The sequence below is a fragment of the Pseudoxanthomonas suwonensis genome (assembly GCF_000972865.1).
In the GTDB taxonomy this organism is placed as follows: Bacteria; Pseudomonadota; Gammaproteobacteria; order Xanthomonadales; family Xanthomonadaceae; genus Pseudoxanthomonas; species Pseudoxanthomonas suwonensis_B.
Map to the genome: position 1 here is coordinate 2,659,653 of NZ_CP011144.1, position 15,371 is coordinate 2,675,023.

The window sequence follows — 15,371 nt, forward strand, 5'->3', positions numbered from 1 at the left end:
ACCGCGTCGCCGCAGCCTCCGGCGGGTCTTATCATCGGCGCCAGGGCAGAGGAGACGGGCAATGGACGAGGATTCCGCGCGGCGGCAGGGTTGGCGTGGCAGCGGCAGCACGCGCCTGGAGGCGCTGGTCGACGCCGCCTTCGCCTTTGCGGTGACCTTGCTGGTGATTTCCGCCGACCGTATTCCCGACAGCATGCACTCGCTGCTGCTGGCACTGAAGCAGGTACCGGCGTTCGCCGCCAGTTTCGCCCTGCTGTCGCTGTTCTGGTATGCGCACGTGCGCTGGAGCCGGCGCTACCGGATCGACAGTGTCGTGGCGACGCTGCTGAGCCTGCTGCTGGTGTTCCTGGTCCTGGTGTACGTGTTCCCGCTGCGCCTGTTGATGGGCTCGTTCTTCGCGTGGATCACCGGCGGCTGGCTGCCGATGCCGCTGACCGACGCGGTGGGCCCGCAGCAGATCGCCTTCATGTTCGTGTTCTACGGCTTCGCGTTCACCTCGATGTCGGCCTGTGTCGGCGGGCTGTACCTGCTGGCCTGGCGCCGGCGCGACGACCTGCGGCTGTCCGCGGCCGAGGCCGGCGAGGCGGCGGGCGAGATCGCGTCCTACCTGTTCTTCTGCGTCGTCGGGCTGCTGTCCGCGCTGGTGGCCGCACTGCTGCCGGCCGATGCACGTCCTTGGCAGGCGGGGATTCCCGGCTTCCTGTATTTCCTGCTGTCGTTCACCGGGTTGGTGCATGTGCTCGGGCGCAGGCTGGGATTGCGGCGGCTCGCGGCCGTGGCGGAGCCGGCGGGTGCGTAGCGTGTTCGTCACCGGCACCGATACCGGTGCCGGCAAGACCCTGGCCAGCGCCGCGCTGCTGCACGCGCTGCGTGCGCGCGGCCTGCGCGCGGTGGGGATGAAGCCGGTGGCCAGCGGCTGCGAACGCACCGCGGCCGGCTGGCGCAACGCCGATGCGCTGGCGTTGCAGGCGGCCAGCGATCCGCGGCCGGACTACGCCGACCTGAATCCGTACGCGCTGCCCGAGCCGCTGGCGCCCGAACTGGCGGCACGGGCGGCGGGCGTCGAGGTCGCGCTGGATCCGATCCTGGCGGCCTTCGCGCGCTTGCAGGCCAAGGCCGACGCGGTGGTGGTGGAGGGCGTCGGCGGCTGGGCGGCACCGCTGTCGGCCACGCTCGACCAGCGCGACCTGGTGCGCGCGCTGCGGTTGCCGGTGGTGCTGGTGGTCGGGATGCGGCTGGGCTGCCTCAACCACGCGCGGCTGACCGCGGACGCGATCGCCGCCGACGGTTGCGGCCTGGCGGGCTGGATTGCCAGCGAGATCGACCCGGGCATGGCCTGCCGCGAGGAGAACCTGGCGTTGCTGGCCGCGCGCCTGCCGGCGCCGTGCCTGGGACGCCTGCCGCATGTCCACGAACCGGACCCGGCCGCGCTGGCGGCGCATTTCATCCTGCCTTGATGGTTGCACGCGGCGGGCTTGGCGGCGACGTGATGCGTCGGCGTGGGGCCGCCAGCCTTTGAAGCAGAGGCGCCGCAGCTTCGGATGGCTCTGGGGTCATGACTTCCGTTGGCTGGCGGAAAGGCGCCGCGCCCAGGATGGTGCCGGACATCCTCCTGCAGGAGCCCATTCATGGGCGACACGGGCGTCGGAACCATGAGGACGTCGCCTGTGCCGACGGCGTCGGGTCGCCGGCTGAACCCGGCTCCTACAACAGCTGCGCCGCCGCTCTTCTGTAGGAGCTGACTTCAGTCGGCGACACGGGCGTCGGAATCATGAAGGCGTCGCCTGTGCCGACGGCGTCGGGTCGCCGGCTAAACCCGGCTCCTACAAGAGCGCGTCGTCGGACGACGAACGGAGCCGGGCAGGCCGTTGGCGATGACGAAGCCACGACCCCAAAGCGCCCCCGAAGACGTGGCAGGCCGGGTGTGTTGCGGCAGCGGCCAGGGATGGCCGCGTTGGCGAGTCGGCACAAGGATGTGCCGCCGAGACGACCGCAACACACCCGGCCTGCCGCGGCTCAGCCCGAAGCCGACCACCCCCAATGCTCTGGCCGTTGCAGTTGCAGTTGCGGTGCGGTCCGTTCCCCCCCGGAGCGGCGAAAACAAAAAAAGGCCCGGCAGCGGGAGGGAGCTGCCGGGCCTGGGTTTGCGCGGAGGGAGGGGAGCCGCGCAAATTCGGTGAAGCGATTCGAAGCGTGGAACGGCGTGGCCGCTCCGGGTCGGTCAACGCTTGGCGGCCTTGGCGACCTTGGCCACGGTGGCCTGGGCCTGGTCGGTGGCAGCTTCGAACTGGCTCTTGGCCAGCTGGCCGAGCACTTCGCTGGTCTTCAGGGTCAGGCCGAACACTTCCTGGCTGGCGGCGGCGACGCGCTCGGCGTTGTCGCGGGCAACCTGCAGGCCCTTCGGCAGCAGGCTCTTGTAGGCCTCCAGGTCGCGGGCCTCGGCGAGCTCGCCCAGGTAGCTGGTGGTGGCGTCGACGTTCTTCTCGAAGGTGCGCAGCTGCACACCGAACACGGTCTCGGCGTTCTCGAGGGCCAGGCGGTTCACGCGCGCGGCGACAGCGGCGAACTGGTGGGTGTAGGCGCTGAACTGGTCGTTGAACTGGTAGGACATGTCGGACTCCTGAGACGGGTTTGCCTCTATGGTGCGGTGCAGCATATCGAGGCCTTTGTTGCAATGCAACAACTTTTCGGAAGAATTTTCCTGCCTCTGGTAATGATCAGGAAAATCAATGACATGCAGTTGACCGCCGGATGACCGCGGCGGTTTGCCCTAGACGTCAGTGGTTCCCCGGCTGCGCGCGCCGGGCCGCGGGAACGGGCCGCTCGAGGCGGCCGCGACGGTCTCTTCAGCCGCGGTAGCGGCAGCCCGAAGTACAGGTCTCGTGGACCACGACCTCGCTCAGCAGCGGCAGGACCGGCTTGAGCCGATCCCAGATCCAGCCGGCCAGGCGCTCGCTGGTCGGGTTCTCCAGTCCTTCGATCTCATTGAGATAGTGGTGGTCCAGCTGCTCGTACAGCGGCTTGAACGCGGCCTTGATATCCGCGAAATCCATCACCCAGCCGGTGTGCGGATCGACCTCGCCGGACACATGGATCTCGACCCGGAACGAATGCCCGTGCAGCCGCGCGCACTTGTGCCCTTCCGGCACGTTGGGCAGGCGGTGCGCGGCTTCCAGGGTGAAGACCTTGAAGATGTCCATGCGCGGATTCTGTTACGCGTCGAGGTGCGCGGCAATTACGCCGGTGCGTGCTGGCCGCCGCGGCGAGGGCCCTGCTGGCGCCGGCCCGCGTTGCCGCTGCCGACGTCGCGCTGACCGCCGCCGTGCTTCTTCGGACCCGCGTGCGCGTGCCGCGGCGCTTCGCCGTGCGGGCGGCGCGCGTGGCGGCGCGGCGGACGCTGTCCACCCGGCTGCTCGGCCTTGCCCGGGGCACTGTTGCCCCAGCGGATCGGCACCTGCGGTTCGAAGCCGGCCACGTCGCGGATTTCCACGTCGCGGTCGAGCATGCGCACGATCGCGCGCAGCAGCTTGGCCTCGTCCTGGGCGACCAGCGAGATCGCCTCGCCGGTGGAACCATTACGGCCGGTGCGGCCGATCCGGTGCACGTAGTCCTCGGCCACCATCGGCAGGTCGAAGTTGATCACCCGCGGCAGCTGGTCGATGTCGATGCCGCGCGCGGCGATGTCGGTGGCCACCAGCACCTTGACCTTGCCGGCCTTGAAGTCGCCCAAGGCGCGCATGCGCTGGCCCTGGCTCTTGTTGCCGTGGATCGCCGCGGTCTGGATGCCGGACTTCTCCAGGTACGTGGCCAGCTTGTCGCTGCCGTGCTTGGTCCGGGCGAACACCAGGGTCTGCACGCGCGAATCGGCCGCCAGCAGGTGCAGCAGCAGTTCCCGCTTGCGGCCGCCGTCGACCGGGTGCACGCGGTGGGCGATGGTCTCGGCCACGGTGTTCTGCGGGGTCACCTGGACCTCGCGCGGCTGGCGCATGAACTCCATCGCCAGCTGCTTGATGCTTTCCGGGAAGGTCGCCGAGAACAGCAGGGTCTGCCGGTTCTGCTTGGGCAGCTTGGCCAGGATCCGCTTGATCGAGGGCAGGAAGCCCATGTCGAGCATGCGGTCGGCCTCGTCCAGGACCAGGATCTCGATCCCGGACAGGTCGACGCTGCGGCGCTCGATATGGTCGATCAGCCGGCCCGGGCAGGCGATCACCAGGTCCACGCCGCGGCGCAGCGCGTCGAGCTGGTTGCCCATGCCCACGCCGCCGTAGATCACCGCGCTGGGGATGCGCAGGTGCTTGCCGTAGCCGCGCAGGCTGTCGTGGACCTGGGTGGCCAGTTCGCGGGTGGGGGTCAGGACCAGCGCGCGCGGGCGGCGCGAGCCGGGGCCCACGGCCTGCGGCGAGGTGCCCAGGTGCTGCAGCAGCGGCAGGCCGAACGCGGCGGTCTTGCCGGTGCCGGTCTGCGCGCCGGCCAGCAGGTCGTGGCCGTCCAGCGCCAGCGGGATGGCCTGCTGCTGGATCGGGGTGGGGGTTTCATAGCCCTGCTCGGACAACGCGCGCAGCAGGAAGGGCGCCAGGCCCAGGGATTCGAACGACATGTTTGGAACGCTCCATGGCAGCGGCCCGCAGCCATGGCCGCAGGCCTGATCGGTTTTCGATCGGTGGCTCGGAGCGTTCCCGTGAACCGCGCTGCGAGTGGGGACTGGCCGGAAGGACCGGCCCGATTGCCTGGCGAATGGCGTCGGAGTGGGGCGGACGCCGGAGTGACCCGGCGCTGCCGGTCCCGGAGGGAAACGGACGGCCGCTGGCAATCAGGCCGCGGATTCTACGCGAAGGGCCCGTCCATGGGGAAACGGCCGGTGGCGGCCGTTCATGTGGCCTGCGCGGGTGGGGTGCGTTTGTAGGAGCGGGCATGACCGCGACACCGACGACGCCGGCACAGGCGACGGCCTCGTGCTTCCGACGCCCGTGTCGCGGTCATGCCCGCTCCTACATAACAACAGCGCGGCAGCGGGGGCGGGCATAACGTTTCTGATGAAACCGTAGCCCCGGAACCGTACAATCCGCGGCTCCAGCCAGCAGGAGTCAGCCCGGATGAAGCTCGGATCCCTCAAGGAAGGTGGCCGCGACGGCACCCTGGTGGTGGTGTCGCGCGACCTGGCCCGCGCGGTGCGCGCCACTGGCATCGCCGCGACCCTGCAGCAGGCGCTGGACGGCTGGCAGCACGCCGCGCCGCGGCTGAACGCCCTGGCCGCCGCGCTCGAGGCGGGCGAGGCCGACGGCGCCTTCGACCTGGATCCCGCCGCCCTGGCCGCGCCGCTGCCGCGCGCCTACGAGTTCGTCGACGGCAGCGCCTACCTGCCGCACGTGGAGCGGGTGCGCCGCGCCCGTGGCGCCGAGGTGCCAGAGAGCTTCTACACCGATCCGCTGATGTACCAGGCCACCAGCGCCGGCTTCTATGGCCCGCGCGACCCGGTCCGCGTGGTCAGCGAGGACTACGGGATCGACCTGGAGGCCGAGATCGTGGTGGTCACCGACGACGTGCCGATGGCGGCCACACCGGAGCAGGCGGCCGGCCACATCCAGCTGGTCGGCCTGGTCAACGACGTGTCGCTGCGCAACCTGATCCCGGGCGAGCTGGCCAAGGGCTTCGGCTTCCTGCAGTCCAAGCCGCGTTCGGCGCTGTCGCCGGTGCTGGTCACCCCTGACGAGCTGGGCGAGGCCTGGCGCGGCAACAAGCTGCACCTGCCGCTGCTGACCCATATCAACGGGCAGTGGTTCGGCGCGCCGGAGGCCGGCGAGGACATGCAGTTCGACTTCGCCCAACTGGTCGCGCACGCCGCCAGGACCCGGCCGCTGGCCGCCGGTACCCTCGTCGGCTCGGGCACGATCGCCAACCAGGACGTCTCCCGCGGCGCCTCCTGCTTCGCCGAGCAGCGCACGGTGGAGGCCCTGCGCGACGGCCAGCCGAGCACGCCGTTCATGAAGTTCGGCGACACGGTGCGGATCGAGATGCTGGACCGGCAGGGCCGCAGCCTGTTCGGCGCGATCGAGCAGCGGATCGAGCGCCAGCCGCCGCCCGGCCAGGCCTGATCCGGCGGGCGGTGCCGCGACCGCGACCGGCGGCCGTGGCAGGATGGGCGCGCCGCGCTATGGTGCCTGCGGTCCGGTCGCTTGGGGAGACGCGCGGTGGACAGGATGATCGACGATAGCCTGCACCTTTACTCCTACTGGCGGTCCAGCGCCGCCTACCGGGTGCGGATCGGCCTGGGCCTGAAGGGCCTGGCGTTCGAGACGCTACCGGTGCACCTGCTCCGGGACGGCGGCCAGCAGCACGCGGCCGACTACGTCGCGGTCAACCCGCAGCAACTGGTGCCGGTGCTGCTGCACGGTCGCCGCGCGGTGCGGCAGTCGCTGGCGATCCTGGAATACCTGGAAGAGGTCTGGCCGGACGCGGCGCCGCTGCTGCCCGGCACCGCGCGCGAGCGCGGCCGCGTGCGCGGGCTGGCGCAGCTGGTCGCCTGCGACATCCATCCGCTCAACAACCTGCGCGTGCTGCAGTTCTTCGAGCGGCACTGGAACGTGCCGCAGGCCGAGCGCGACGAGTGGGTGCGGCACTGGATCGTCGAAGGCCTGGCCGCGTTCGAGGCGCTGGTCGCCGAGGATCCGGCCACCGGCGCGTTCTGCCACGGCGACGTTCCCGGGCTGGCCGACTGCTGCCTGGTGCCGCAGCTGTACAACGCGCGCCGGTTCGGCCTAGAGGCCGGGCAATGGCCGACGCTGGAGCGGATCGAGCAGGCCTGCCTGGCGCTGCCGGCGTTCCAGGACGCCGCGCCGGAGGCGCAGCCGGACGCGCCGAAGGGCTCGTAGTTCTTGTTGTAGGAGCTTGGCTTGCTGGCGACACGTGCGTCGGGAGCACGAGGACGTCGCCTGGCCGGAGGCGTCGGGTCGCCGGCTGAACCCGGCTCCTACAACAGCCGCGGCGCAGATCTTCTGTAGGAGCTGACTTCAGTCGGCGACACAGGCGTCGGGATCATGAGGACGTCGCCCGTGCCGATGGCGTCGCGGGCAAGCCCGGCTCCTACACGAAGCCGTGGGTGATCGTCGGCGTCGCCGGCGGGGTGGTCACGTCGGCATAGGGGTCATGCTCGGCGTCGGCGCCCTCGGACAGGCGGAACTTCAGCGCCAGGCCGTCGCGCGAGTCGGCCGCGCGCAGCGCCTCCTCCTGCTCGATCCGGCCCTGCTTGACCATCCGGAACAGGCACTGGTCGAAGGTCTGCATGCCTTCCTCCAGCGAGGCCTCCATCGCCTGCTTGACCTCGTGCACCTGGCCGCGGCGCAGCAGGTCGCGGATCATCGGCGTGTTGATCAGCACCTCGGTGGCCGGCAGCCGGCGCTCATCTATACCCTTGACCAGGCGCAGCGACACCACCGCGCGCAGGTTCAGCGCCAGGTTCATCAGCACGTTCTTGTGCGCGCTCTCGGGGAAGAAGTTGAGGATGCGCTCGATGGTCTGGTCGGCGTTGTTGGAGTGCAGCGTGGCCAGGCACAGGTGGCCGGTCTCGGCGAAGGCGATCGCCGCCTCCATCGTGGTCGCGTCCAGGATCTCGCCGATCAGGATCACGTCCGGCGCCTCGCGCATCGCGTTCTTCAGCGCGTTGTGGAAGGCGTGGGTGTCCAGGCCGACCTCGCGCTGGTTGACGATCGACTTCTTGTGCCGGTGCAGGTACTCGATCGGGTCCTCGATGGTGAGGATGTGGCCGGTGGTGCTGTTGTTGCGGTGGTCGATCATCGACGCCAGCGCGGTCGACTTGCCCGAGCCGGTGGAGCCCACCAGCAGCACCAGCCCGCGCGGGGTCATGATGATGTCCTTGAGGACGTCCGGCAGGTTGAGGTCCTCGATGCTCGGGATCACGCTGCGGATCGCGCGGATCACCATGCCGACCTCGCCGCGCTGCTTGAACACGTTGACCCGGAAGCGCCCGGCGTCGGCCAGGGCAATGGCCATGTTCAGCTCCAGCTCGCGCTCGAACTGCGGCACCTGGCCCTCGTCCATCAGCGAGTAGGCGATCTTCTTGACCATGCCCGGCGGCAGGCCGGTGTTGCCCAGCGGATACAGCTTGCCTTCGATCTTGATGTATACCGGAGCACCGGTGGTCAGGAACATGTCCGAGGCGTTCTTCTCGGTCATCAGCTTCAGGAAATAGCCGATATCCATTGCGCGACAATCCCCACTACTCGAAATTAGGTGCCCGCGGCGCGACGTTGCGCACACGCCGCAGGCTACAGACAATGGCCGCGCCCACAGGACACGACGTTCCCCGATGAACGAGCCTAGCTTCGCACACTTCCGCCGGCGCCTGTATGCGCTCGTCGTCGCATCCGGGCTTGCGGTCACAGCCCAGGCCCAGGTCGCCTCGCCGGACCTGCACCGCGCCCAGCAGGCGGTGCAGCAGGCCCAGGACGCCGATGCCGACCACTACGCCCCCGAGCTGCTCGACACGGCCCGGCAGGCGCTGGTGCGGGCGCAGGCCGGGGCGCTGTCGCGCAGCCGCGGCGAGCGCCGCGAGGCCGACCAGCTGGCCCGGCAGGCCGCCGCCGATGCCGACCTGGCGCGGGTGCGCAGCGACCGGGCGCAGGCCGAAGCCGGGCTGCTGCAGCGCCGCGACGAGATCGCCCGCTTGCGGGAATCGCTGGGCCTGCCGGCGGAGGCGACGCCATGAGGGCCGTCCACGGTTTCGCCCTCCTGGCCTGCCTGCTGCTGGCGCCGGCCGCGGCCCGCGCCGCGGACGACCCGGACGCCGTCCGCCTGCAGGCGCGCATGAATGTCCTGCAGGCTGATCCGGTCCTGGGCCGGCTGGCCGCCTTCGAGCAGATGGAGGCGCGCCAGGCCATCGCCGCACTGGCCGATGCCCGCCGCGGCGACCGCCCCGGCGTGCTGTACCTGGCCCAGCGCCGGGTCGAGATCGCCGAGACCGCAGCCGGGGCCGAGGCGGCCCGGCGCGAATTGGCTACCCTGGACCTGCAGCGCAGCGACCTGCTGCTGCAGGCCAGCCGCCGCGACGCCGAGCGCGCCCGCCAGGAGGCCGAACGCCTGCGGATCCAGGCCCAGATCCAGGCCGAGGAGGCCGAGCGCCTGCGCCTGGCCGCCGAGGCCGAGGCGGCGGCACGCAGTGACGTCGAGCAGGCCTTGAGCTCGGCGACCGGTCGGCAGACCGCGCAGCTGAGCGCGGCCCGCCGCAAGGAGGCGCAGCTGGCCCGCCAGGAGGCCGAGCTGGTGTCCAGCGCCAGGCTGCCGCCCTCGACCTTCGAGTCGCGCGGCGAGGTGTTCGCCGTGCCGGCCGGCGCCTATTCGCGCGGTGCCCTGAGCGCCGACGGCAAGGCCGCGGCCAGCGCGCTGGCCGCCTACCTGCAGATCGGCAAGCGTGGCCGGATCCGGGTCGAGGCCTACGATGGCGACGCCAAGCTCGCCCAGGCCCGGGCCGACGCGCTGAAGGCGGCACTGGTGGCCGGCGGGGTGCCGGCCGGCCAGGTTCAGGCGACCGGCAAGAAGGCGGCGGCCACCGCGAAGAAGGCCGCGGAAGTCATCGTCGCGCAGTAGAAACCGGAGTTACATCAAGCCGTTACACGGTTTCCCGGGGCTTTCCGGCGGCGTTGTTACGGTGCCGTTTCCGCCCTGTTTTCCACTTCAATCAATGGCTTGCGGTGAGGGTTGCCGCTCCGCGGGGCGAGGAGTAGGGTCGGATACCCAGATGGTGCTTCCGCCATCTGGCTGACCGGAGCACCCTGCCGATGCAGCCGCTGTCCGCTTCACCGGAGATCGCCGTCGGGCCGCACCAGGCCGGATCGGAGATTTCCGGTGGCGCCAATGCCGCCGCGCGCCACGACCGCTCCGACAACGCGACGCCCCGGACCTCGCAGGCCCGGGGCGTTCGCTTTTATGGGCCGGCCAGGCAGGCCGGCATCTCCGGCACGGATGCGCGATGACCCCAGGAGGTGCAGACATGTTCGAAGGGCAACCGCAGGCCGAAATCGAAGCGCTGATGAAACGCGATCCCGAGTTCAGGCAGCTCTACCAGCGGCACCGAACGCTGGACAAGAAGGTGATGGACGCCGAGCTCGGCATCCTGCCGATCGACGACTTCACGCTCGGGCAGATGAAGCGCGAGAAGCTGCACGCCAAGGAAAAACTGCTGCGCATCTACGACCGGGCGCACTGACCCGGTCGTCCCGTTTCATAGTCGTGGGCGGTGGCGGCTTTCCTCGTCGGCCGCCACCGCCCACGCAATTCCCCTGCCACGGTGCTGGCGGGTCACCGGACCCGCCGCCGTCCGGCCATGCGGTTTCCGGGCGACGCGTTCCAGCCGATAATCCCGGTTCCGCCGCGCGCTGCGGCCACGCAACCGGATCGACGATGGCCCCGCACGCCTCCGTGCTCGAACTGATCGGGCGCACGCCCATGGTCAAGGCCCGGCGCCTGGACGCCGGCGTCTGCGAGCTGTACCTGAAGCTGGAGAACGCCAACCCCGGCGGCTCGATCAAGGACCGCATCGGCCTGTCGATGATCGAGGCGGCCGAACGCCGAGGCGAGCTGAAGCCCGGCGCCACCCTGGTCGAGGGCACCGCCGGCAACACCGGCATCGGCCTGGCCCTGGTCGCCCAGCAGAAGGGCTACAAGCTGGTCCTGGTGGTCCCGGACAAGATGAGCCGGGAGAAGATCTTCAACCTCAAGGCGATGGGTGCCGAGGTGGTGCTGACCCGTTCGGACGTGGCCAAGGGCCACCCGGAGTACTACCAGGACCTGGCCGCGCGCATCGCCGCCGAGACCCCAGGCGCCTACTTCATCAACCAGTTCGGCAACCCGGACAACCCGGCCGCGCACGAGGCCGGCACCGGGCCGGAGATCATCGCGCAGATGGCCGAGGTGGGCGGTTTCGACGCGATCGTGTTCGGCTGCGGCAGCTCGGGCACGATGACCGGGTTGTCGCGCTGCTTCGCCGAGAAGGCGCCGGAGGTGGAGCTGGTGCTGGCCGACCCGGTCGGTTCGATCCTGGCCCGCTACATCAACGAGGGCGTGCTCGACGAGAAGTCCGGCAGCTGGCTGGTCGAGGGCATCGGCGAGGACTTCCTGCCGTCGATCTCCGATTTCAGCCGGGTCGGGAAGGCCTACGCGATCAGCGACGCCGAGAGCTTCCATACGGCGCGCGAACTGCTGGCCAGGGAGGGCATCCTCGGCGGCTCCTCCACCGGCACCCTGCTGGCCGCGGCGCTGAAGTACTGCCGCGAGCAGACCGAGCCGAAGAAGGTGGTGGTGCTGGTGCCGGACACCGGCAACAAGTACCTGTCGAAGATGTACAACGACTACTGGATGCTGGACAACGGCTTCCTGGAGCGGCCGCAGCAGGGCGATCTGCGCGACCTGATCCTGCGCCCGTACAGCCAGCGCGACACCGTCGTGGTCGGCCCGAACGACCTGCTGACCACCGCCTACCAGCGGATGAAGCTGTACGACGTCTCGCAGCTGCCGGTGATTGAGGGCGAGCACCTGGCCGGCATCATCGACGAGAGCGACGTGCTGCTGCACGTCTATGGCGACGAGGCCCGCTTCCGCGACCCGGTCTCGGTGGCCATGGTCAGCAAGCTGGAAAAGCTGGACGTGAAGTCGCCGATCGAGGCCCTGCTTCCGGTATTCGACCGGGGGCAGGTGGCGATCGTGACCGACGGCGACCGGTTCCTGGGGCTGATTACCCGGATCGACCTGCTGAATTATCTGCGGCGGCGGGTGCAGTAGCCTGGCTGCCGGGGGCGGGACGGGCGGCCACCCTTGCGTACGGTTGCGGACGGAGGTCCCGGCCTGGCGAGGGTAATCCTGGTCAGGGGCTGCCTGGCAGGGCATGCCGGCTGTCAGGAATCCGGGCCCGCACACCCTTCCGGAGCGGCCTGCCGCTGTCGGGCCGTTAAGTCAGGGCTGCTAGAATCCGCGGTCCCCTGAAGAGTCCCGACATGTCGGATCAGTCCCCCCAAGCCGGCCCGGCCGGGCGCCCGTTGGCGCTTGCGACCCTGGCGATCCATGGCGGCCAGGCGCCCGACCCCAGTACGGGCGCGGTGATGCCGCCGATCTATGCAACCTCGACCTACGCCCAGAGCAGTCCGGGCGAGCACCAGGGCTTCGAGTACTCCCGCACCCACAACCCGACCCGCTTCGCCTACGAGCGTTGCGTGGCGGCGCTGGAGGGCGGCAGCCGCGGCTTCGCATTCGCCTCCGGCATGGCGGCGACCTCCACCGTGCTGGAGCTGCTGGATAGCGGCGACCACGTGGTGGCGATGGACGACCTGTACGGCGGCAGCTACCGGCTGTTCGAACGCGTGCGCCGGCGCAGCGCGGGGCTGGATTTCAGCTTCGTCGACCTGACCGATCTGGCGGCGTTCGAGGCGGCGATCACGCCGAAGACGCGGATGGTCTGGATCGAAACCCCCACCAACCCAATGCTCAAGATCGTCGACATCGCCGTGGTGGCGGAGATCGCGCATCGGCGCGGCCTGCTGGTGGTGGTCGACAACACATTCGCCTCACCGATCGTGCAGCGCCCGCTGGAACTGGGCGCGCACCTGGTGATGCACTCGGCGACCAAGTACCTCAACGGCCATTCGGACATGGTCGGTGGCATGGTCGTGGCCGGCGGCGACGCCGAACTGGCCGAGAAGATGGCGTTCCTGCAGAACTCGATCGGCGCGGTGCAGGGACCGTTCGACAGCTTCCTGGCGCTGCGCGGGCTGAAGACGCTGCCGCTGCGGATGCGTGCGCACAACGAGAACGCGCTGGCGCTGGCGCATTGGCTGGAGACGCATCCGGCGGTGGAGAAGGTGATCTACCCGGGCCTGGCCTCGCACCCGCAATACGCGCTGGCGGCACGGCAGATGCAGGGCTTCGGCGGCATCGTCTCGATCATGCTCAAGGGTGGGTTCGAGGCGGCCAAGCGCTTCTGCGAACGGACCGAGCTGTTCACCCTGGCCGAGTCGCTGGGTGGGGTGGAGAGCCTGGTCAACCATCCGGCGGTGATGACGCATGCGTCGGTGCCGGTGGAGCGGCGGCGGCGGCTGGGGATCAGTGATGCGCTGGTGCGGTTGAGCGTCGGGGTGGAGGATGCTGCCGATCTTCAGGCGGACCTGGCTCATGCACTCGACGGAGTGCGTTGAGATGCGTCAAGCAGCTGATTGGGAGTGGGCATGAATCGCGATGTTCGCACCGCCACTGGAATGGCGCACCTGTACAGAGTGCTGGCGGGCAACCTGGATCTGGCCATCGTCCTGACCAAGCGTGAAGTGGTGGGGCGTTATCGCGGATCCTTCATGGGGCTGCTGTGGTCGTTCCTTTATCCACTGCTGATGCTCGCGGTGTACACCTTCGTCTTTTCGGTAGTGTTCCAGGCGCGCTGGCCCAGCGGGCAGGGCACGCGAATTGAATTCGCGCTGGTCCTTTTCACCGGATTGATGGTGTTCTCGGTCTTTTCAGAGTGCGTGAACCGTTCGCCCGGGCTTGTCCTCAACAACGTCAACTACGTCAAGAAGGTGGTGTTTCCGCTTGAGATACTGCCTGTAGTGAGCATGCTTTCGGCGCTGTTCCATCTTGCCGTCACCATGCTGGTCTGGTTCGGATTCCATCTCGTGTATTTCGGCTTGCCACCAGTGACGGCCGTGCTGTTCCCGCTGGTCGTGCTTCCATTGGTGCTCTTCACCCTTGGCATCAGCTGGCTGCTCGCTTCCCTGGGTGTCTATCTGCGGGATGTCGGTCAAGTCGTGGGTGTCGGTACCACCGTGCTTCTATTCATGTCGCCGATTTTCTATTCGATCGAATCCTTGCCGGAAGCCTACAGGCCGCTGCTGCGCGCCAACCCGCTCACGATCGTTATCGAACAGGCGCGCGATGTGCTGATATGGGGGCGCTGGATCGATTTCGGCGAATGGTCAGTGATGCTGGCCCTTTCGGCCGCATTCGCGTATCTCGGATACGCTTGGTTCCAGGCGACGAGGAAGGGATTCGCGGATGTGCTCTGAAGACAGCGTGGTGCATGTCGACCACGTGAGCAAGTCGTACATGATGTTCGACACGCCGCGGAGCCGACTGAAGCAGTTCATCGTCCCCAGGCTGCAGGGCATGCTCGGCATGCGCAGGAGCCGCTACTACGAGGAATTCCACGCATTGTCCGACATTTCATTCTCGGTCGGGCGCGGGGAAACGGTTGGCATCATCGGCAGGAACGGCTCCGGCAAGTCTACGTTGCTGCAGATCATCTGCGGGACACTGACTGCATCGTCCGGTGCGATTGCGACAAAAGGGCGGATCGCGGCGTTGCTAGAGCTGGGGTCGGGGTTCAATCCCGACTTCACCGGACGGGAGAATGTCCGCCTCAACGCGGCGCTGTTGGGCCTCAGTCAGCGCGAAATCGACAGGCGGTTCGACGATATCGTCAGGTTCGCCGACATCGGTGATTTTCTCGATCAGCCGATCAAGACCTATTCGAGCGGCATGGTTGTGCGGCTGGCATTTGCGACTGCCATCCATGTCGACCCCGACCTGCTCATAGTGGACGAAGCGCTGGCCGTGGGCGACGTTGCGTTCCAGCAGAAGTGCCTCGATCGGATCAGGCAGATGCAGCGCAATGGCGTATCGATCCTGCTGGTCACGCATTCGACCAACGTGCTTCTCGAATACTGCGACCGAGCCATCTTCCTCAAACGTGGCGGGCTCATTCTGGACGGCGCGTGCCGCGACGTCGTGCAGGCGTATGCCGACGATCTGGTGAAGGACGAGGGCGGCGAGATCGTGGTTGTGCATATCGATCCCCCCTACGATGAGATTCCTGCCGCCGCAGTAGCCCCCGAGGCTGATGTCGCCGCACCCGACTTGGATGTGGCCATCGCGCGCGACGTGTCAATTTTCGCCGAATCCGTCGCTCTCCTGGACGCGCACGGCAATCCGTGCTCGATGGTCGAGTACGGCGGGGAAGTGCGCGCCAAGGTCCGTGTCCGGGTGAACGAGAGGGTTGCCGAGCCATGTTTCGGCGTGCAGATATCGAGCGTAGATGGGATCGCTCTGTGGAGCGCCACTACCCAGGGCATGGGTATTGCGCAATCGCCGCTCGAGCCCGGGTGCTACGAGATGGAATGGAAGCTGCGCACGCCGTTTTCCGGGAACCGGTACGTTCTCGCGATAGGGGTCGGCCAGATCGTGAACGGTGAATACAGGCGGACGCATCGCGTCAGTTATGCAGGGCACTTCGACGTGATGGTCCAGCCGCATACCGGCACCGGCTGGCTGGCGCCAGCACCTGCATTTCGCGAACCGGCCCTAGTTGTGTCTCAGGGATGAAC

16 protein-coding genes are annotated in these 15,371 nt (G+C 68.6%); 12 read left to right on the top strand and 4 right to left on the bottom strand.

The features are described from left to right. Nucleotides 1-61 precede the first annotated feature (61 nt). Together WQ53_RS11010 and bioD are read left to right on the top strand one after the other, a co-directional pair. The gene (locus WQ53_RS11010; RefSeq protein WP_052632347.1) at nt 62-799 is read left to right on the top strand and encodes a TMEM175 family protein; all 738 of its coding nucleotides are present in this window, start codon (nt 62-64) and stop codon (nt 797-799) included. Next, nucleotides 735-1,457 (top strand): dethiobiotin synthase, encoded by a 723-nt coding sequence (bioD, locus tag WQ53_RS11015; protein ID WP_082112992.1) that lies wholly within the window; start codon nt 735-737, stop codon nt 1,455-1,457. Before WQ53_RS11010 ends, bioD begins: the two co-directional genes overlap by 65 nt. Before the next feature lie 764 nt (nt 1,458-2,221). On the opposite strand, the gene WQ53_RS11020 is transcribed toward bioD, so the two are convergent. The 3 genes from WQ53_RS11020 to WQ53_RS11030 all read right to left on the bottom strand — a co-directional run bounded on the left by WQ53_RS11020 (nt 2,222) and on the right by WQ53_RS11030 (nt 4,597). Beyond that, nucleotides 2,222-2,611: a phasin family protein gene (locus WQ53_RS11020; protein WP_052632350.1), complete on the bottom strand. Its 390-nt coding sequence runs from the start codon at nt 2,609-2,611 to the stop codon at nt 2,222-2,224. Between the two features lie 235 nt (nt 2,612-2,846). Next, nucleotides 2,847-3,200, bottom strand: coding sequence for a 6-carboxytetrahydropterin synthase QueD (gene queD, locus WQ53_RS11025; RefSeq protein WP_052632352.1), 354 nt, complete (start codon nt 3,198-3,200; stop codon nt 2,847-2,849). Between the two features lie 35 nt (nt 3,201-3,235). Further along, the gene (locus WQ53_RS11030) at nt 3,236-4,597 is read right to left on the bottom strand and encodes a DEAD/DEAH box helicase (protein WP_052632354.1); all 1,362 of its coding nucleotides are present in this window, start codon (nt 4,595-4,597) and stop codon (nt 3,236-3,238) included. A gap of 496 nt (nt 4,598-5,093) precedes the next feature. Between WQ53_RS11030 and WQ53_RS11035 the strand changes: the two genes are divergently transcribed. Beyond that, nucleotides 5,094-6,092 (top strand): fumarylacetoacetate hydrolase family protein, encoded by a 999-nt coding sequence (locus tag WQ53_RS11035; protein WP_052632356.1) that lies wholly within the window; start codon nt 5,094-5,096, stop codon nt 6,090-6,092. A gap of 105 nt (nt 6,093-6,197) precedes the next feature. Next, the gene (maiA, locus tag WQ53_RS11040) at nt 6,198-6,869 is read left to right on the top strand and encodes a maleylacetoacetate isomerase (RefSeq protein WP_428992246.1); all 672 of its coding nucleotides are present in this window, start codon (nt 6,198-6,200) and stop codon (nt 6,867-6,869) included. Nucleotides 6,870-7,080: 211 nt separating this feature from the next. Here the strand turns inward: maiA and WQ53_RS11045 are convergent, their stop codons facing one another. Then, the gene (locus WQ53_RS11045; protein WP_052632357.1) at nt 7,081-8,217 is read right to left on the bottom strand and encodes a PilT/PilU family type 4a pilus ATPase; all 1,137 of its coding nucleotides are present in this window, start codon (nt 8,215-8,217) and stop codon (nt 7,081-7,083) included. Between the two features lie 106 nt (nt 8,218-8,323). Here WQ53_RS11045 and WQ53_RS11050 point away from each other — a divergent pair, with 106 nt between their 5' ends. The 8 genes from WQ53_RS11050 to WQ53_RS11080 all read left to right on the top strand — a co-directional run bounded on the left by WQ53_RS11050 (nt 8,324) and on the right by WQ53_RS11080 (nt 15,369). Next, a complete protein-coding gene (locus WQ53_RS11050) occupies nt 8,324-8,722 on the top strand; it encodes a DUF4398 domain-containing protein (protein ID WP_052632359.1) in 399 nt (132 codons plus the stop codon). Then, nucleotides 8,719-9,600: a hypothetical protein gene (locus tag WQ53_RS11055; RefSeq protein ID WP_052632361.1), complete on the top strand. Its 882-nt coding sequence runs from the start codon at nt 8,719-8,721 to the stop codon at nt 9,598-9,600. The genes WQ53_RS11050 and WQ53_RS11055 overlap by 4 nt, the downstream gene beginning before the upstream one ends. A gap of 191 nt (nt 9,601-9,791) precedes the next feature. Further along, nucleotides 9,792-9,986: a hypothetical protein gene (locus WQ53_RS16855; RefSeq protein WP_144409313.1), complete on the top strand. Its 195-nt coding sequence runs from the start codon at nt 9,792-9,794 to the stop codon at nt 9,984-9,986. Nucleotides 9,987-10,003: 17 nt separating this feature from the next. Beyond that, nucleotides 10,004-10,219 carry a YdcH family protein gene (locus WQ53_RS11060; protein ID WP_052632363.1) on the top strand — a complete coding sequence of 72 codons (216 nt, stop codon included), beginning with the start codon at nt 10,004-10,006 and terminating at the stop codon, nt 10,217-10,219. Nucleotides 10,220-10,413: 194 nt separating this feature from the next. Further along, entirely contained in the window at nt 10,414-11,790 is a 1,377-nt protein-coding gene (locus WQ53_RS11065) for a pyridoxal-phosphate dependent enzyme (RefSeq protein WP_052632365.1), read from the top strand. A gap of 212 nt (nt 11,791-12,002) precedes the next feature. Continuing rightward, the gene (locus WQ53_RS11070) at nt 12,003-13,196 is read left to right on the top strand and encodes a cystathionine gamma-synthase (protein WP_052632367.1); all 1,194 of its coding nucleotides are present in this window, start codon (nt 12,003-12,005) and stop codon (nt 13,194-13,196) included. A 30-nt stretch (nt 13,197-13,226) separates the two neighbouring features. Next, nucleotides 13,227-14,054, top strand: a complete 828-nt coding sequence (locus WQ53_RS11075; RefSeq protein WP_082112993.1) for an ABC transporter permease — start codon at nt 13,227-13,229, stop codon at nt 14,052-14,054. Beyond that, nucleotides 14,044-15,369, top strand: coding sequence for an ABC transporter ATP-binding protein (locus WQ53_RS11080; RefSeq protein WP_052632371.1), 1,326 nt, complete (start codon nt 14,044-14,046; stop codon nt 15,367-15,369). Before WQ53_RS11075 ends, WQ53_RS11080 begins: the two co-directional genes overlap by 11 nt. Nucleotides 15,370-15,371 lie beyond the last annotated feature (2 nt).